Here is a 15,966-nt window from a genome sequence, read left to right on the forward strand (position 1 = left end):
GTAGGTCTCCCGTTGATCAGTGGCCAGCCTGCGGCGCAAGCGCGGCAGCGGTGTCGGGGGTGTGGCCGGCGTGCGTCAGGCGGCGCCCGCTCAGCGAGCGCAGCAGCACGTAGAACACCGGCGTCAGGAACAGGCCGAACAGCGTCACGCCGAGCATGCCGGAGAACACCGCAACGCCCATGGCATGACGCATTTCCGAGCCGGCGCCGGTCGAGATGACCAGCGGCACGACGCCCATGATGAAGGCGATCGAGGTCATCAGGATGGGGCGCAGGCGCATGCGGCTGGCGTCGATCGCCGCCTGCACGATACCGTGGCCGCGCAGTTCCAGTTCGCGCGCGAACTCGACGATCAGGATGGCGTTCTTCGCCGACAGTCCGACCAGCACCATCAGTCCGATCTGCGTGAAGATGTTGTTGTCACCCGCGGTGAGCCACACGCCAGTCAGCGCCGCCAGGATGCTCATCGGCACGATCAGGATGACGGCCAGCGGCAGCGTCAGGCTTTCGTACTGCGCGGCGAGCACGAGGAACACGAGCAGCACGCTGATCGGGAAAATCCACACACCGGCGTTGCCGGCCAGAATCTTCTGATAGGTCAGGTCGGTCCATTCGAACTTCACGCCGCGCGGCAGCGTTTCGGCCGCGATGCGCTCGGCCGCCGCCTGTGCCTGATCGGACGAATAGCCGGGCGCCGGTCCGCCGTTGATGTCGGCTGCGGTGTAGCCGTTGTAGCGCACCACCATTTCCGGTCCGAACGATGGCCTGACCGTGACCAGCGAAGACAGCGGCACCATGTCGCCGTTGGTGTTGCGCGTCTTAAGCTGCAGGATGTCCTCGGCCTGGGCGCGGAACGGCGCGTCGGCCTGGGCCCGCACCTGATAGACGCGGCCGAAGCGGTTGAAGTCGTTCACGTAGAGCGAGCCGAGATAGATCTGCATGGTGTCGAACACGTCGGTGATCGGCACGCCGAGCTGCTTGGCGCGCGCCCGGTCCAGGTCGACGTCGAGCTGCGGCACGTTGATCTGGTAGCTGGAGAAGGTCGGGCCCAGTTCGGGTGCCTTCGCGGCCGCGGCGACGAAAGCCTGCGCGGCGGCATCCAGTTCCGCGTAGCCGAGCGATCCGCGGTCCTGCAGCTGCAGCTTGAAACCGCCCAGCGTACCCAGGCCCATGACCGGCGGCGGCGGGAACACCGCGATGTAGGCGTCCTGGATCGCGGCGAACTTCTGGTTCAGCGAGGCGGCGATGGCGCCGGCCGACAAGTCCGCGCTTTTCCGCTCGTCGAAGGGCTTCAGCGTGGCGAACACGATGCCGGCGCTCGAACTGTTGGTGAAGCCGTTGATCGACAGGCCGGGGAAGGCGACCGCATTTTCCACGCCCGGCTGGGCCAGCGCGATGTCGCCCATGCGACGGATCACGTCTTCAGTGCGGTCGAGCGAGGCGCCTGACGGCAGTTGCGCGAAACTGATCAGGTACTGCTTGTCCTGCGCCGGCACGAAACCGCCGGGCACCAGATACGACAGGCCGACGGTGGCCGCGAGCAGCGCACCATAGACGCCCATGGCCGAGGCCTTGCGCGAAATCACGCCCGACACGCCGCGCGAATAGCGGTCCGACGCGCGGCTGAACACGCGGTTGAAGGCAGCGAAGAAGCGACCGAACAGGCGGTTCATGAGGCGCGTGAGCGCGTCCGGTTTCGCGTCGTGGCCCTTGAGCAGCAGCGCGGCCAGCGCCGGCGACAGGGTCAGCGAGTTGAAGGCGGAAATCACCGTCGAGATCGCGATGGTCATCGCGAACTGCTTGTAGAACTGGCCGGTCAGGCCGGTCATGAAGGCCAGTGGCACGAATACCGCGACCAGCGTCAGCGCGATGGCGATGATGGGCCCGCTGACTTCCTGCATCGCGCGGTAGGTCGCATCGCGCGGGCTCAGACCTTCGCTGATGTTGCGCTCGACGTTCTCGACCACGACGATGGCGTCATCGACCACGATGCCGATGGCCAGCACCATGCCGAACAGCGACAGCGCGTTGATCGAGTAGCCGAAGCCGAGCATCAGCGCGAAGGTGCCGACGATGGACACCGGCACCGCCAGCAGCGGAATGATGGACGCACGCCAGGTCTGCAGGAACAGGATGACCACCAGCACGACCAGCGCCACCGCTTCGAGCAGCGTGACGATGACCGCCTTGATCGAGGCGCGCACGAACTGCGTCGGGTCATACACGATTCGGTATTCGACCGACGCCGGGAAGTCGGCCGCCAGTTCTTCCATGGTTGCGCGCACGCGGTCGGACACAGCCAGCGCGTTGGCGCCGGGCGACTGGAAGATCGGGATGGCGACGGCCGGCTTGTTGTCGAGCAGCGAGCGCAGCCCGTATTCGGACGCCGCCAGTTCGATGCGCGCCACGTCGCCCAGACGCGTGATGCCGCCGTCCGGCGACGACTTCAGGATGATGTCGGCGAATTCGGCTTCGGTCTTCAGCCGACCCTGGGCGTTGATCGACAGCTGCAGCGGCACGTCGCGCGCGTTCGGCGAACCGCCGATGACGCCGGCGGCGACCTGCACGTTCTGTTCGCGGATCGCACGCACCGCGTCGCTGGCGGTCAGGCCGCGCTGGGCCACCTTCTGCGGATCGAGCCACACGCGCATCGCATAGTTGCCGGAGCCGAACAGGCCGACCTCGCCGACGCCTTCCAGCCGCGCCAGCCGGTCCTTCACGTTGATGACGGCGTAATTGCGCAGATAGGTCATGTCATAGCGGTCGTCCGGCGACGTCAGGTGCACCACCATGGTCATGGTCGGCGAGCTCTTGATCGTCGTCACGCCGAGTCGCTGCACGTCTTCCGGCAGCCGCGGCAGCGCCTGTGAAACGCGGTTCTGCACGAGTTGCTGCGCCTTGTCCGGATCCATTCCGAGGCGGAAGTACACGGTCAGCGTGAGGTTGCCGTCGCTGTTGGCCTGCGACTGCATGTACAGCATCTGTTCAGCGCCGTTGATCGACTCTTCCAGCGGCGAGGCGACGGTTTCGGCGATCACCTTGGGATTGGCGCCCGGGAACTGCGCGCGCACCACGACTGACGGCGGCACCACTTCCGGGTATTCGGAAATCGGCAGCTGGAACAGCGACAGCGCGCCAGCCAGCAGGATGAGCATCGACAGCACGCCGGCGAAGATCGGGCGGTCGATGAAGAATCTGGAAATGTTCATGGTTTCAAACCTTCACGTTCGGGCTGCGCCGGGCCGGCTGCGCGGGCGCGTCGACCAGCACTTCGCGGTTCATCGGCACGGTCTTCGGGCTCACCGTGTCGCCCGGCCGGGTGCGCTGCAGGCCATTGACGACGATGCGTTCGCCGGCACTCAGGCCGCTCTCGACGATGCGCAGGCCGCTCTGGCGCGCGCCCAGCCGCACTTCGCGGTAGGCGGTGCGGTCGGTCTGGTCGAGCACCAGCACGAAGCGCTTGTCCTGGTCGGTGCCGATGGCGCGCTCGTCGATCAGCAGCGCTTCGCGCGGCGCGCCGCCACCGAGCCGGATGCGCGCGTACAGCCCCGGCAGCAGCAGGCCGTCGGCGTTGTCGAACACGGCGCGCACGCGGATCGTGCCGGACGAGGTGTCGAGCCGGTTATCCACCGACGACACGCGCCCGCGACGCGAATGGCCGTCTTCGTCGGCCAGACCGAGAAACACTGCGACCGGCTCGCCGCCGGCGGCACGCGCCGGATTGACGTACTTCAGGAAGCTCTTTTCATCGACATCGAAGGCGGCATACACGGTGTCCATCGACACCAGCGTGGTCAGCGGCACGGTGCCGGCGCCCGCGGCGACAATGTTGCCGACCGTCACTTCGGCGCGCGAAATGCGGCCTGACACCGGCGCCTTGATCTGCGTGTATTCGAGATTCAGTCGGGCCGAGGTCAGCGCGGCCTGCGCCGCCTGAACCTCGGCGGCCGCTTCGCGTGCGGCGTTCTGTTTCTCGTCGAGATCTCGTTGCGCGATCGCGTTGTCGGCGGCCAGACGCTGGCCGCGCGCCATGTCGGTGGCCGTGTAGGCAGCGCGCGTTTCGGCGGCGGCAAGCTGGGCCTGCGCGCGCTCGACCTCGGCAGCATAGGGGCGCGGGTCGATGGTGAACAGCAGGTCACCCTTGTTCACCCGCGCGCCGTCGCGGAAATGCACCCCGGTCAGCGTGCCCGACACCAGCGGCCGTATGTCGACCCGATCGACCGCTTCGAGGCGGCCGGAATAGTCCTGCCAGTCGATGATGGTCTGGCTGGACACTTCGGCCACCTCGACCAGAGTGGCCGGTGGTGGCGCAGTCGCCGGGGATTCCTGCGGGCTGGCCTGGGCGTGCCACACGGCGGCACCGCCGCCGATCAGGATCAGCGTGGCCGCGAGAAAGGTGAGCGTATGACGGCGGTTCAGGATGGACATGGCTGACCTCATGCAAGGGTTGAAGGGGAATTCAGGGCGGGTGAGGCGGACGCGCAACGGCCGAGTCGGCACCGCATGAACTGAACCGCGCCGGCGAGCACCGGCGCATGGGCCAGCAGACCGGCGTGGGTGACGCCGGCAAAGCGCTCGACCTGGGTGTGCACGCCGGCGGCAATCAGCGCCGCCCCGTATTTTTCGGCTTCGCAGTGCAGCAGGTCGTGTTCCGCTGTGGCGATATAGGCCGCCGGCAGACCCGCCTGGCGGCAGGATTCAAGCGGCGCGGCATACGGATGCAGACGCTGCGACAGGCGTGGCAGGTACTGGCGGTAGCAGTCGGTGCATTCGGCGACGCTGAGGTCGGACTGCAGCCGCCGCGCATCGCCGGTGCGCGTCATGCTCGGGTCGAGCATCGGTCCGATCAGCACCTGCACCGCGATGCGGAAGTCCTGCCGGTCGCGCGCCATCAAGGCGAGGCTGGCGGCCAGATTGCCGCCGGCGTCATCACCGGCGACAACGAGGCGCTCCGGGTCGGCACCGAGGCTGGCCGCGTTGTCGACTGCCCACAGGGTTGCGGCGTAAGCGTCTTCCGGCGCGGCCGGAAAGGGATGCGCCGGCGCCAGCGCATAACCGACCGACAGCACCACAGCGGGCAGTTCGGCGGCGATGAAGTGCGCTGCGGCATCGGCGTCGTCGAGCGAACCGCTGACGAAGCCGCCGCCGTGCAGATAGATCACCAGCGGCAGCCGCCCGTCGGAGGCGGGCCGGTACAGGCGCAGCGGAATGCGGCCATTAGGGCCGGCGGTGTCGAAAGCGCGCCAGTCCGCTCTGACTGAAGCGTCCGGAAGAATGTCGGGTTGCTGCGGGTTCATGCGGTCAGTCCTGTCGGCGGGGCCGGAAGCGAGGCGTGACCGGATTGTCGGTGTTGGCCTGATACGGATAAATAGCGATAATCCAGTAACACTGTTTGCCCACGCCGAACAATCTATCGGCTGCGGCCGACCTTCCCTTGCGATGGAGTTGCGCCATGGATCGTTTGCAGGCCATGCAGGTCTTTACCCGCGTTGTGGATTCCAACAGCTTCACGCGGGCGGCCGACAGTCTCGGCCTGCCGCGCGCCACCGTAACGACGGCGGTGCAGAGCCTGGAAAACCTGCTGCACGTGCGCCTGCTCAACCGCACCACGCGCCGGATCAGCCTGACGCCGGACGGTGCGGCCTACTACGAGCGCTGCGCGCGCATCCTGGCCGACATCGAAGAGACCGAAGCGTCGTTCCGCGAGGTGTCGCGCGGTCCGAAGGGGCGCCTGCGCATCGACGTGCCGGCGCCGGTCGGACGGCTGTTCCTGATCCCGCGCCTGTGCGAGTTCCACACCCGCTATCCGGACATCGAACTGGTGATCGGCATGGGCGACCGCCCGGTCGACCTGGTGCGCGAAAGTGTCGATTGCGTCATCCGGGTCGGCGAACTGCAGGATTCGACGCTGGTTGCGCGACGCATCGGCACGATGGAAACAGTCACCTGCGCCGCGCCCGATTATCTGGAGCGCCATGGCGCACCGGGCACGCTCGACGACCTGCAGGACCACCGCGCGGTGCATTACTTTTCGAGCCGCACCGGCCGTGTCATCGATCTCGATTTCGTCGTCGACGACAAGGTGGTCGAGGTGAAGGTGCCGGGCAAGGTGTCGGTGAACGATGCCGACGCTTACGTGGCCTGCGGCCTGCAGGGCTTCGGCGTGATCCAGCCACCGCGCTTCATGGTTCATGCGCACCTTCAGTCGGGTGCGCTGCGCGAGGTGCTGCCGCAGTGGCAGCCGTCACCGATGCCGATTTCGGTCGTCTATCTGCAGAACCGGCATCTGTCGCCCAAGGTGCGGGCGTTTGTGGACTGGGCGGCCGAACTGTTCAGCCGCTGTCCCATCCTGGGGCGGTGTGATGGCCACAGCACCGAATGCAGCTTTGTCGGCACGCAGGACGGGCACACGCTGCAGGCCTTGATGGACCAGCCGGAAATGGCGGTCCAGCCCTGAGTGCCTGACCGGTTGCCGCGCGCGGTGCAACCGATCAAGTTCGAGAGGGCAGGGCCGTTAGAACAGGTCTGAATCCGCAACCATCGACCGACCATGAAAAGTCCGCTTCCTGTCCGGCAAGAAGGGGCCGGCTGTGAGGGCTGCCGCACTCCCGCCGAACATTCCTTCAATATCGCCTTCGCCTACCAGCCCATCGTCGACGTCCTTGCTCGAACGATTTTTGCCCACGAGGCGTTGGTGCGCGGACCGGCCGGCGAAGGTGCCGCGTCGGTGCTCGACAAGGTGGATGACAAGAACCGCTACTGGTTCGACCAGATCTGCCGTCGCACGGCCATCGAGGGCGCGGCACGCCTCGGCATGTCCGAATTGCTGTCGATCAATTTTCTGCCCAATGCGATCTATCGGCCCGAGGTGTGTATCCGGGCGACGCTCGACGCGGCGCGCGACTTCAACTTTCCGGTCGAGCAGATCCTGTTCGAAGCAACCGAAGGCGAGCGGGTGGGGGATGCGCGCTGGCTGAGTGAAATCTTCACTGAATATCAGCGCCTCGGATTCAAGACCGCGATCGATGATTTCGGGGCCGGCTATTCCGGCCTGAACCTGCTTGCGCTGTTCCAGCCGGATTACATCAAGATCGACATGGAACTGATCCGCAATATCGACCAGCGTCGCGCGAGCCGCGCCATCGTGCGCGGCGTGTTGCGCACCTGCGAGGAGCTGGGCATCACCGTCATCGCCGAAGGCGTTGAAACCGTGGCCGAGCGCGACGTGCTGATCGACTCCGGTGTGCGGCTGATGCAGGGCTGGCTGTTCGCGAAAGCGGCTTTCAATTCGATTGCCACGGTAGACCCGCTCGCCTGGCCTGATCCGTCACGCGTGCTGCCGCCGCGCAGGCGCGCGTCTGATCGCCTCACGCCCTCATGAGCCGGGCTGCCGCAAGACGGGCTGGCGTACCGGCTGCGCTCGAGCCGGGCGGCATGTTCGACCATGCAGCGGCCGGCATCGCGTGGTTTGATGCAGACGACGTACTGCGCTATGCCAACCGCTGGTTCGAGTCGAGCTACAACGTCCGTGCGGCGGACAATCCGAGCTGGGAAGACATGATGCGCAACTGTCACGCCACGCGGCAGGGCGTGCTGATCGACACGGACGACATCGACGGCTGGATATCCGCCGTGCAGCTGCGCCGACGCAGCCGGCCGACGCGCAGTTTCGAATCCGACCTGACCGACGGGCGCTGGGTGTGGGTGGTCGAAACCATAGCCGCGGGCGGCGGTGTGCTGACGCTGGCCAGTGACATTTCCGACCTGAAGCAGCGCGAGGTCGTGTTGCAGAAAAACTACGACCATGTGCTGCATGTGTCGCATCGCGACGCGCTGACCGGCCTGTACAACCGGCGCTACGCGTTCGAGCACCTGCAGGCAGCGGTGGCGGCATCGGTCACCGGGAACACGACACTGATTCTGGTCATGATCGACATCGATCAATTCAAGGCCTGCAACGACCTGCATGGCCACGACGTCGGTGACCAGGTGCTGCGTGACTTCGCCGAGCGCCTGCGCAGCGGCATCCGCGCCAGCGACGTGGCGGCGCGCATCGGCGGTGAGGAATTCCTGCTGATCATGCCCGACCTGCCTGTTTCGGGCGTCGCCATGCTGTTGAACCGGCTGCAGGCGCCTGAATCTGCAACATCGAACTTGCCTGCGTACACGTTTTCCGCCGGTGTGACTGCAGCCCGGCCTGACGACTCCCCTGAGACCTTGTTCCGGCGCACCGATCGGGCCCTCTACGCCGCGAAGAATCACGGTCGCAACCGCTACGTCATCGTCTGACGGAAAGAAAACGCGCTAACGCTCGTCTGCTGTGTCGGCCCAGCGACAGTCATCACCGCTGTGCTTGGCACGATACATTGCCTGATCGGCGGCTTCCAGCAGCGCTGGAGCGTCTTCACCGTGATCCGGATAGACCGCGATGCCGATGCTGGGCAACACCGTGAGGTGGCGCCCCCCCAGCGCGACGGGCTGGCCGAGCGTGCTGCGAATCTTGCGCGCGACCACCAGGGCGTCTTCCGGCTGGAGAATGCCGGGGAGCAGCACGACGAATTCGTCGCCGCCAACGCGCGCCACCGTGTCGGCATCGCGCACACAGCGCTTGAGCCGCTGCGCAGTTTCCTGCAGCAGCCGATCACCGGTCGCATGTCCCAGCGTGTCGTTCACTTCCTTGAACCGGTCGAGATCAAGATAAAGCAGACCGACGTGAGCATGCTCCCGGCGCGCGGCCGACAGCGCCGTGTCGAGGCGGTCGCGCAGCAGCGCGCGGTTGGGCAGGCCGGTCAGTTCATCGAACTGGGCCATGCGCTTGAGCTGCGCCAGCAGCTGCATGCGTTCTATCGCGGTGGCGACCTGGGTGGACACAAAATGCAGCAGTGTCATGTCGCGATCGGTGTAGCCAGCCTCGCCCGGCATGCTCTTGAGCACCAGTGCGCCGGTCGTGCGGTCCTCGGCCTTCAGCGGCACGGCCAGCCAGCTGCAGGCGTCGGGTGTGGCGGCGGTGTGCAGTTGCGGCTGCCCGGTACGCACCACTTCGCTGCACAGCGCATGCGGCGGAGCCGCGCGATGTTCGTCGATACTGTAGGGAAAACTGAGCACGCCGTCGCCGTCAACGGTGGCGACGAAGAAGTTGTTGGCCGGCACCAGACTGTCGATGATCAGCCGGATGTGGGCGCACAGCGCCGGCAGGTCGCTGGCTGCATGCGCGGCTTCGGACAGCGCATACAGCGCGGCCTGAGTGGCGTCCGTGCGTTTGCGTTCCGTGATGTCGCGCGCAACCGCAATGCGCAGCCGGTCGGATTCCCACCAGCGGGCCGACCACAGGATATGCACGCGCCGGCCGTCCTTGCGCACATAGCTGTTCTCGAAATTCAGCTTGTGCTCGCCCGCCATGATGTCGGCGGCCGCCTGCAGCGTGCGCGCGCGATCTTCAGGCGCTACCAGATCGATCATCGCGCGACCGATCATCTCTTCCTGCGTGTAGCCGAAGATGCGTTCGCAGGCCGCGCTGACGAAAACGAAACGGCCGTGTTCGTCGACCACGCAGATGGCGTCGGGCAGCAGGTCAAGGAAGGCGCGTCTGGCAAGTATCGGCGGTAAAGGCATGGCTTGAAAAATACTACGCGCGCGCGATCTGGCGGGTGAACTTTGATTGCGCGCGGTGGGTACCCCGTATGACCATCAACGGGCGATCATCGTTGCGGCACGATGCGCAAGCTGTCCATCAGGCGCTCTGCACCCGGGCGGCCGCGATCGAAATAGCGACCGCGCGGCGCGTGGAACAGCATCAGGTAGAGCCGGTCACCGACGACGGCGCCACGGCCGAAACCGGCACGCTCCACCTCTTCACTGCGCGCCGTGTAGAGATACTCGAAGCGGAAACCGGGACTGCCCGACACCGTGTCGGGCGCCAGCGATTGCAACTGGAACTGGCCACCATTGCCGGCCAGCATGGTTTCCACGAGACCGACCATGTCTTCCGGCGACATGCTGCTGCGAAACAGCGGTGGTTTGGCGTTGCGCGGCGCGAGGTCGTCCAGCGCCACGCCATCGGCCACCCCGCTGAAGAACACCAGCAGATCGATCGGTACACCGTGCTGGGTCCACATTTCGCGATGCCTGGATCCGTACGGTGTGTAGTGGTTCCAGTCACCGCCGGCCTGCACTTCCATGCTGCCGCGCACCAGTACCGGTGCCGATTCGACCCGCTTGAACTGGCCGCCGCAACCGGTCAGCAGAAGGGTGAGGCAAAGCAGGCAGAACAGTTTCATGGTGCGGGGGTCTCGATATAGCTGCGGATCATCGGCGCATCAGGTGCATCGGGCCGAAGTTCAAGATAATTGCGGAAGGCGTTGCGCGCGCCATCGGCGTCGTTGCGGCTGCGCAGGATCTGGCCGCGCAGCCGCAACGCTTCGGCCGGCCGGTCAGGAAGACCGTCGGCCTCGTCGAGCGCGGCGAGCGCCTGATCGAGATCGTCGTCGCGGGCGCGCGAGCGCAGCGCTTCGGCCCGCGCATACAGCAGCTGTCCGTCGCGTCCGTGGTGGGTCATCAGGCGGTCGAACAGGCGCAGCGAACTGTCCGGCACGCGCCGTCTCAGTTCGTCCTGCAGCATCTGCAGGCGCAGCGGCGCGATGTGCGCACGGTAACGTTCTGCGTGCGTCTCGCCGGGAGCTCGGTCTCCGGCCAGTGTCGTGGCAGCGGCCCTCAGCGTGTCGCGACGCTCGTCAGCGGACGGGTGGGTGGCGAACAGCAGCGTGCCGCCGCCGTCCTCGCGCGCGTTCTCCTCGATCAACTGCGCCCATACTTTTGCGGCTTCGCCGGCGTCGTAACCGGCTCGATGCATCAGTTCCAGCCCGATCGCGTCGGCTTCGCGCTCGTGGTCGCGCGAAAAGGAATAGACGCTGGCCAGCACGCCCAGCTGCGCCACCTGACCGATGCTGCCGGCACCGGCCGCGCCAAGCGCAAGGCCGAGGAACTGCGCAAAACCGGCCTTCGCGCGAGCGTCGCGCAGGCGCTCCAGGCTGTGCCGTTTCAGATAGTGACCGACCTCGTGCGCCAGCACGGCCGCGAGCTGCGCTTCATTGGCGGCGCGCAGCAGCAGGCCGCTCCATACCTGCATCATGCCGTTGGGGGCCATGCTGGCGTTGAAGTAGGGCGTGCGCACCAGATAGACCCGCATGTCGGGGCAGTGATCGCCGGCCAGCCGGCACGCGATGTCGGACACATAGCGCTGCAGCGCTTCGTCGCCGAGCAGGAAGCGCGAACGGCGCAACCGTTCCTCCTCGCGGTCCATCAACGCCCACAGGCCGCCTTCGTCGCTCGCCAGATCCGGCCGCGCAAAGCGTGGTGTGTCGGCGATGCCCGCCGCGATGCGGCCGGGCCAGAGCGTCAGAAGTCCGCCGCCACAACAGCCGCAGAGCAGATCACGACGGTGCATGTCAGCGCGGAAACCTGTCGAGCAGGGCGCTGATCGACTCTTCCGCCGGTTCGGCTTCGCGCAGGTCGCCGGTACCACGCAGCAGGCGGTTGAACCACACGATGTCACCGCTTCGCAGATCGACCAGCGAGGCGTAGCCGGTCTGGATGCCGCCCGGCATGGCCACGTTCAGCATGGCGGCCAGCACGATGGCCACTTTGCGCTCGGCGGTGGCGTAACTGTCGCGGATGTACAGGAAGAGGGCGTAGTCGGCACCGCTGGCGTCGCGCAGTCGCGTGGTGTCGGCGCCGATGTGCCACTCAAGGCGCTTTTCCTTGGTCGGCAGCGCGTAGGGGACGACGTAGTGGTGCAGCGCAATAGCCGTGGCGACCGTGCCGTGCAGGTGATTAAGCGCGACCACATCGGCGTCCTTCAGGTCGGTTTCGAGCAAGGTGACGCCCAGTGACGCTTCTCGCCGCCGGACCGAATCGCGCAGGTGCCTCGTGGCCTGATCGGTCCATTGCGCCTGTGGCTCGGCAACGCCACCGGCGCCGACCGAAAACAGCTCGACATCGAGTGGCATCAGCACGATGCGCGCACTGTCCGGCAGCCGGCCGAATTCAGGCGCCATTGCGGCCTGCGACCATGCTGGCCGGGTGCCCAGGCACAGCAGGAACATGACGGCAATCGAAAGTACAGGGTGCAGAGCGGAGCGAAGTGAAAAACGCGACATCACAGCATGCCGACGGCGAAGACCGGGACGCGGATTCTATGCGAAAAAAATGCGTGAGCGCCGTTCCGGTGCGCTCAGATCGCGCTGCCGCCTCCCGGTACGACGCGACAGCCCATGATGCGCCAGCTGCCATCCTCGATACGTCCCATGCGGTAGATCGCGATCCATAGCACGCCGTCGGCATCGGACATTTCTACCGCCTGGAAGACTTCGTCGTCCTCAAGTTCGGGCTCGAGAAAGCCGACCGAACGCGGCCGGTACACGACCGGGTAGCTCTTGCGCACCATTTCAAGGAAACCTTCCGGCGCCGGGAAGCGCTTGCGGATATCCGGGAAGGCGTAGGACAGGGCGCGCGGACCGTCGTCGGCCGCGAAGGCGGCGAGCTGGGCCTCGATGACGGCACGCACCGCCTTCGCCTCGACCGCATCGAACTTGCCCGCGCCACCCGCCTGCGCAGGCAGTGAAAGCATCAGCAGCACAAAGAACAGGACATGTGTCAGACGTTTGCTCAGGCGGTTCATGGTCGACTCCCGGGCGGGCAGCGCGATGGGGTGGATGGTCCAGCTACTACGCGCAACTGGCCCCGGCGGATGCATCCGCCGGGGCCAGTTGCGCCCGAGCTTCAGCCTAGCCCAGCCACGCCCCGCTGTCAGCCGTCGGCGTTGATGCGCGCGATCAGTGCGCGCAGCGTGTTGTCAGCCTGGGCATTGTCCACCTGACAGGTGCCGGCAGCCTGGTGGCCGCCGCCGCCGTAGGCCAGCATCAGTTCGCCGACATTGGTGCGGCTGGATCGGTCGAGGATGGACTTGCCGGTGGCGAACACCGTGTTCTGCTTCTGCACGCCCCACATGATGTGGATCGATATGTTGGTGTCCGGGAACAGCGCATAGATCATGAAGCGGTTGGTGGCCCAGATCGTTTCCTCGTTGCGCAGGTCGAGCACGGCAAGATTGCCGTGCTGGCGCGTGCAGCGCAGGATCTGCGCCTTCGCCTTTTCCGCCTGTTCGAAGTAGAGCTCGACGCGCTCCTGCACGTCGGGCAGTTGCAGGATGTCGGTGATCGTGTGATTGCGGCAGTACTGGATCAGATCCATCATCAGCGCGTAGTTGCTGATGCGGAAATCGCGGAAGCGGCCCAGTCCGGTGCGGGCGTCCATCAGGTAGTTCAGCAGCACCCAGTCCTTCGGGTCGAGTATCTCGCTACGCGAAAACTGCGCCGAATCGGCCTTGTCGACGGCATCCATCATGTCCATCGCGATGGTCGGGAAGGCTGCCGGGCCGCCGTAGTAGTCATACACAACGCGCGCAGCGGACGGCGCATCGGCGTGAATGATGTGATTGGGTCGTTCGCCGGTGTTGCGCAGCGTCTCCGACAGGTGATGGTCGAAGGCGAGGTGGGCGCCGGCGACATAGGGCAGGTTGGTCGTGATGTCGCGATCGGTGATGTCGATCTTGCCGTCCTGCATGTCCTTCGGGTGCACGAACTTGATTTCGTCGATCAGGTCCAGTTCGTTCAGCAGCACGGCGCAGACCAGTCCGTCAAAATCGCTGCGGGTGACCAGGCGGAATTTCTGAGTGCTCATGTGGAGGTCTCCGGTTCGGCAGGATGAGTTTGCGATACCGTGCTTTCTACGGCGCCCGGCGTCCGGTCTTGAACGCGGCCAGCCAGGCCCACGCGATATAATCGGCGGCAGTGCCGGCGACATCGGGTTGCCGGACGGCGCGCTGCGGCGTGCCAGACCGGCTGTCGGGGTGTCCATGTCGCAAGTCCTTTCCACTGTGCCGGTGTCGTCCGACGCGGCGCATCCGTCCAATACCTTCCTCAAGTTCCGCAAGCGGCTCGAACGCGCGACAGGGCAGGCGATCGCCGATTATTCGATGATCGAGGACGGTGACGTGATCATGGTGTGCATGTCCGGCGGCAAGGATTCGTACACGATGCTGGAACTGCTGCGCGGCCTGCAGCAGCGGGCGCCGGTGCGCTTCCGCCTGATCGCGTTCAACCTCGACCAGAAGCAGCCGGGCTTTCCCGATCACATCCTGCCGGCCTATTTCGAATCGATCGGCGTCGAATACCGGATCGAAACCGAAGACACCTACAGCATCGTCAAGGACAAGATTCCCGAGGGCAAGACCACCTGCGGCCTGTGCTCGCGACTGCGCCGGGGCATCATCTACCGCGTGGCGGGCGAGATGGGCGCGACCAAGATCGCGCTTGGACATCACCGCGATGACCTGCTGGAGACGCTGTTCCTGAACATGTTCTTCGGCGGCAAGATCAAGTCCATGCCACCCAAGCTGGTCAGCGACGACGGTCGCCACATCGTCATCCGGCCGCTGGCCTATTGCACCGAGCGCGACATCGAGCGCTTTGCACGCGTCATGGCCTATCCGATCATTCCGTGCAACCTCTGCGGCTCGCAGGAGAACGCGCAGCGCAGGCAGGTGAAGGCCATGCTGCAGGAATGGGCGCGCCTCTATCCCGGACGCATCGAATCGATGGCGACCGCGATGCGCAATGTGGTGCCCTCCCACCTGGCTGATTCGAAGCTGTTCGATTTTGCCGGCCTGCAGCCGGGCACCGACGTGGGCGAGGGCGACACGGCCTTCGACCCGGTCGAACTGCCGGCGCGCAGTTGGGTGGACGATGAAGCGGTCGGCGGCATTCCGGTCCGGCTGGATATCGCGGCGAGCGGCGGCTGTGCTTGAGCGCTGGTTGCGGCGCAGCCCGCAGGGCCCGGACAACGCCGAAGTGCGCATCCTGTTCTGCTGCATGGGCAACATCTGTCGCTCGCCGACGGCCGAGGGCGTCGTGCGGGCGCGGCTTGAGAGCGCGGGGCTCGCGGATCGTGTCGAACTGGCTTCGGCCGGGACCCATGCGGGTCATGTCGGCAGTCGCACCGACCCGCGCGCCCAGGCGGCGGCTGCAGCGCGCGGTGTCGACCTGTCGCGCATCCGCGCCCGGCGTGTCACCGAGGAGGATTTCCTCCGCTACGACCGCATCTACGCGATGGACCGCGACAATCTGCGCAATCTGCAGCGCAACTGCCCCGAGGGCGTGCAGCACAAGCTCGCACTGTTCCTGCAGCACGCAGAATCCTTCGACGAGGACGAAGTGCCTGACCCCTACTACGGCGGGCCGGCCGGCTTCGAACGCGTGCTCGACCTGATCGAGGACGCCGCCGACGGCTTGCTCCGTGATCTGGTTCAGCAACTGAAATGAAAACGGGCGGCCGAAGCCGCCCGCATCGCCGTGCTTGACAGGTGTTACTTGTCCAGCAGCGCCTTCAGGTTCGTCAGACCGTCGGTATAGACCTTCCTGATCGTGCTGGTTGCCGTGTCATCGTCCTTGCCGGCCGCCGGATAGTCGCCCTGGTCGACGCGGAAAAACACCGAACGCCATTCCACTTCGCTGCCGCCATCGGCCGCCGGCTTCACTGTCAGCCAGGCTTTGTACTTGGTGACCGGCAGCGCGCCGCCGTCCTGTGCGGTATAGATCAGGCTGCGCTCTTCATCGGATATCTTTTCCAGCTTTTCGACCACTTCACCGCCACCCTTAACCTTCAGCGTGCGCACCGAACCGACTTCGCTGCCGGCGGTGGCGGTACTGCTTTCGATGGCCGGATGCCAGGCCTGCAATTGGGTGAAATCCTTCACCTTGGCCCACACCACGTCCGGGCTGGCCTTCAGCGTGACGGTTTCGTTGGCCTTGAGCCGCGACGGGCCATGGGCGAACGCCAGCGTGCTGGCAAGCAGGGCTATCAGTGCAGCATGGAAACGCATGTGAATCTCTCCTCTGTCAAAGTTGTAAAG

Annotated in this window: 15 protein-coding genes; 5 read left to right on the forward strand and 10 right to left on the reverse strand. The window is 65.8% G+C overall.

The annotated features are described in order from the left end of the window. Positions 1-16: 16 nt before the first annotated feature. Genes BSY238_RS16780 through BSY238_RS16790 form a run of 3 tightly spaced genes read right to left on the reverse strand, consistent with a single transcriptional unit; the run spans position 17 to position 5,296 of the window. Positions 17-3,208, reverse strand: coding sequence for an efflux RND transporter permease subunit (locus tag BSY238_RS16780; protein ID WP_069040158.1), 3,192 nt, complete (start codon positions 3,206-3,208; stop codon positions 17-19). 4 nt (positions 3,209-3,212) lie between these two features. Beyond that, positions 3,213-4,427: an efflux RND transporter periplasmic adaptor subunit gene (locus BSY238_RS16785; protein WP_069040159.1), complete on the reverse strand. Its 1,215-nt coding sequence runs from the start codon at positions 4,425-4,427 to the stop codon at positions 3,213-3,215. 8 nt (positions 4,428-4,435) lie between these two features. Beyond that, positions 4,436-5,296: an alpha/beta hydrolase gene (locus BSY238_RS16790; RefSeq protein ID WP_083224080.1), complete on the reverse strand. Its 861-nt coding sequence runs from the start codon at positions 5,294-5,296 to the stop codon at positions 4,436-4,438. Between the two features lie 155 nt (positions 5,297-5,451). Here BSY238_RS16790 and BSY238_RS16795 point away from each other — a divergent pair, with 155 nt between their 5' ends. From BSY238_RS16795 to BSY238_RS16805, 3 genes are all read left to right on the forward strand, one after another. After that, positions 5,452-6,456 carry a LysR family transcriptional regulator gene (locus BSY238_RS16795; RefSeq protein WP_069040160.1) on the forward strand — a complete coding sequence of 335 codons (1,005 nt, stop codon included), beginning with the start codon at positions 5,452-5,454 and terminating at the stop codon, positions 6,454-6,456. A gap of 93 nt (positions 6,457-6,549) precedes the next feature. Next, positions 6,550-7,380 (forward strand): EAL domain-containing protein, encoded by an 831-nt coding sequence (locus BSY238_RS16800; protein ID WP_069040161.1) that lies wholly within the window; start codon positions 6,550-6,552, stop codon positions 7,378-7,380. Then, a complete protein-coding gene (locus tag BSY238_RS16805) occupies positions 7,377-8,288 on the forward strand; it encodes a sensor domain-containing diguanylate cyclase (RefSeq protein WP_083224081.1) in 912 nt (303 codons plus the stop codon). The genes BSY238_RS16800 and BSY238_RS16805 overlap by 4 nt, the downstream gene beginning before the upstream one ends. A gap of 15 nt (positions 8,289-8,303) precedes the next feature. Here BSY238_RS16805 and BSY238_RS16810 read toward each other — a convergent pair whose 3' ends face one another. From BSY238_RS16810 to BSY238_RS16835, 6 genes are all read right to left on the reverse strand, one after another. After that, complete coding sequence (locus tag BSY238_RS16810; RefSeq protein WP_069040163.1) at positions 8,304-9,611, reverse strand: diguanylate cyclase domain-containing protein; 1,308 nt, start codon at positions 9,609-9,611, stop codon at positions 8,304-8,306. An 86-nt stretch (positions 9,612-9,697) separates the two neighbouring features. Next, a complete protein-coding gene (locus BSY238_RS16815) occupies positions 9,698-10,276 on the reverse strand; it encodes a hypothetical protein (protein WP_069040164.1) in 579 nt (192 codons plus the stop codon). Beyond that, positions 10,273-11,442: a M48 family metallopeptidase gene (locus BSY238_RS16820; protein ID WP_223300190.1), complete on the reverse strand. Its 1,170-nt coding sequence runs from the start codon at positions 11,440-11,442 to the stop codon at positions 10,273-10,275. Before BSY238_RS16820 ends, BSY238_RS16815 begins: the two co-directional genes overlap by 4 nt. A gap of 1 nt (position 11,443) precedes the next feature. Beyond that, entirely contained in the window at positions 11,444-12,100 is a 657-nt protein-coding gene (locus tag BSY238_RS16825; RefSeq protein WP_150123966.1) for a hypothetical protein, read from the reverse strand. Between the two features lie 128 nt (positions 12,101-12,228). Next, on the reverse strand, positions 12,229-12,675 hold the full coding sequence (locus BSY238_RS16830) for a DUF4864 domain-containing protein (protein ID WP_190295036.1): 447 nt from the start codon (positions 12,673-12,675) through the stop codon (positions 12,229-12,231). 128 nt (positions 12,676-12,803) lie between these two features. Then, positions 12,804-13,736 carry an exopolyphosphatase gene (locus tag BSY238_RS16835; RefSeq protein ID WP_069040165.1) on the reverse strand — a complete coding sequence of 311 codons (933 nt, stop codon included), beginning with the start codon at positions 13,734-13,736 and terminating at the stop codon, positions 12,804-12,806. Between the two features lie 175 nt (positions 13,737-13,911). On the opposite strand from BSY238_RS16835, the gene ttcA reads away from it, so the two are divergent. Then, positions 13,912-14,862, forward strand: coding sequence for a tRNA 2-thiocytidine(32) synthetase TtcA (ttcA, locus tag BSY238_RS16840; protein ID WP_069040768.1), 951 nt, complete (start codon positions 13,912-13,914; stop codon positions 14,860-14,862). Continuing rightward, positions 14,855-15,376: a low molecular weight protein-tyrosine-phosphatase gene (locus BSY238_RS16845; RefSeq protein ID WP_223300191.1), complete on the forward strand. Its 522-nt coding sequence runs from the start codon at positions 14,855-14,857 to the stop codon at positions 15,374-15,376. Before ttcA ends, BSY238_RS16845 begins: the two co-directional genes overlap by 8 nt. Before the next feature lie 44 nt (positions 15,377-15,420). Here BSY238_RS16845 and BSY238_RS16850 read toward each other — a convergent pair whose 3' ends face one another. Continuing rightward, positions 15,421-15,936 carry an SRPBCC family protein gene (locus BSY238_RS16850; protein ID WP_069040166.1) on the reverse strand — a complete coding sequence of 172 codons (516 nt, stop codon included), beginning with the start codon at positions 15,934-15,936 and terminating at the stop codon, positions 15,421-15,423. Positions 15,937-15,966 lie beyond the last annotated feature (30 nt).

It is taken from the genome of Methyloversatilis sp. RAC08 (assembly GCF_001713355.1).
In the GTDB taxonomy this organism is placed as follows: domain Bacteria; phylum Pseudomonadota; class Gammaproteobacteria; order Burkholderiales; family Rhodocyclaceae; genus Methyloversatilis.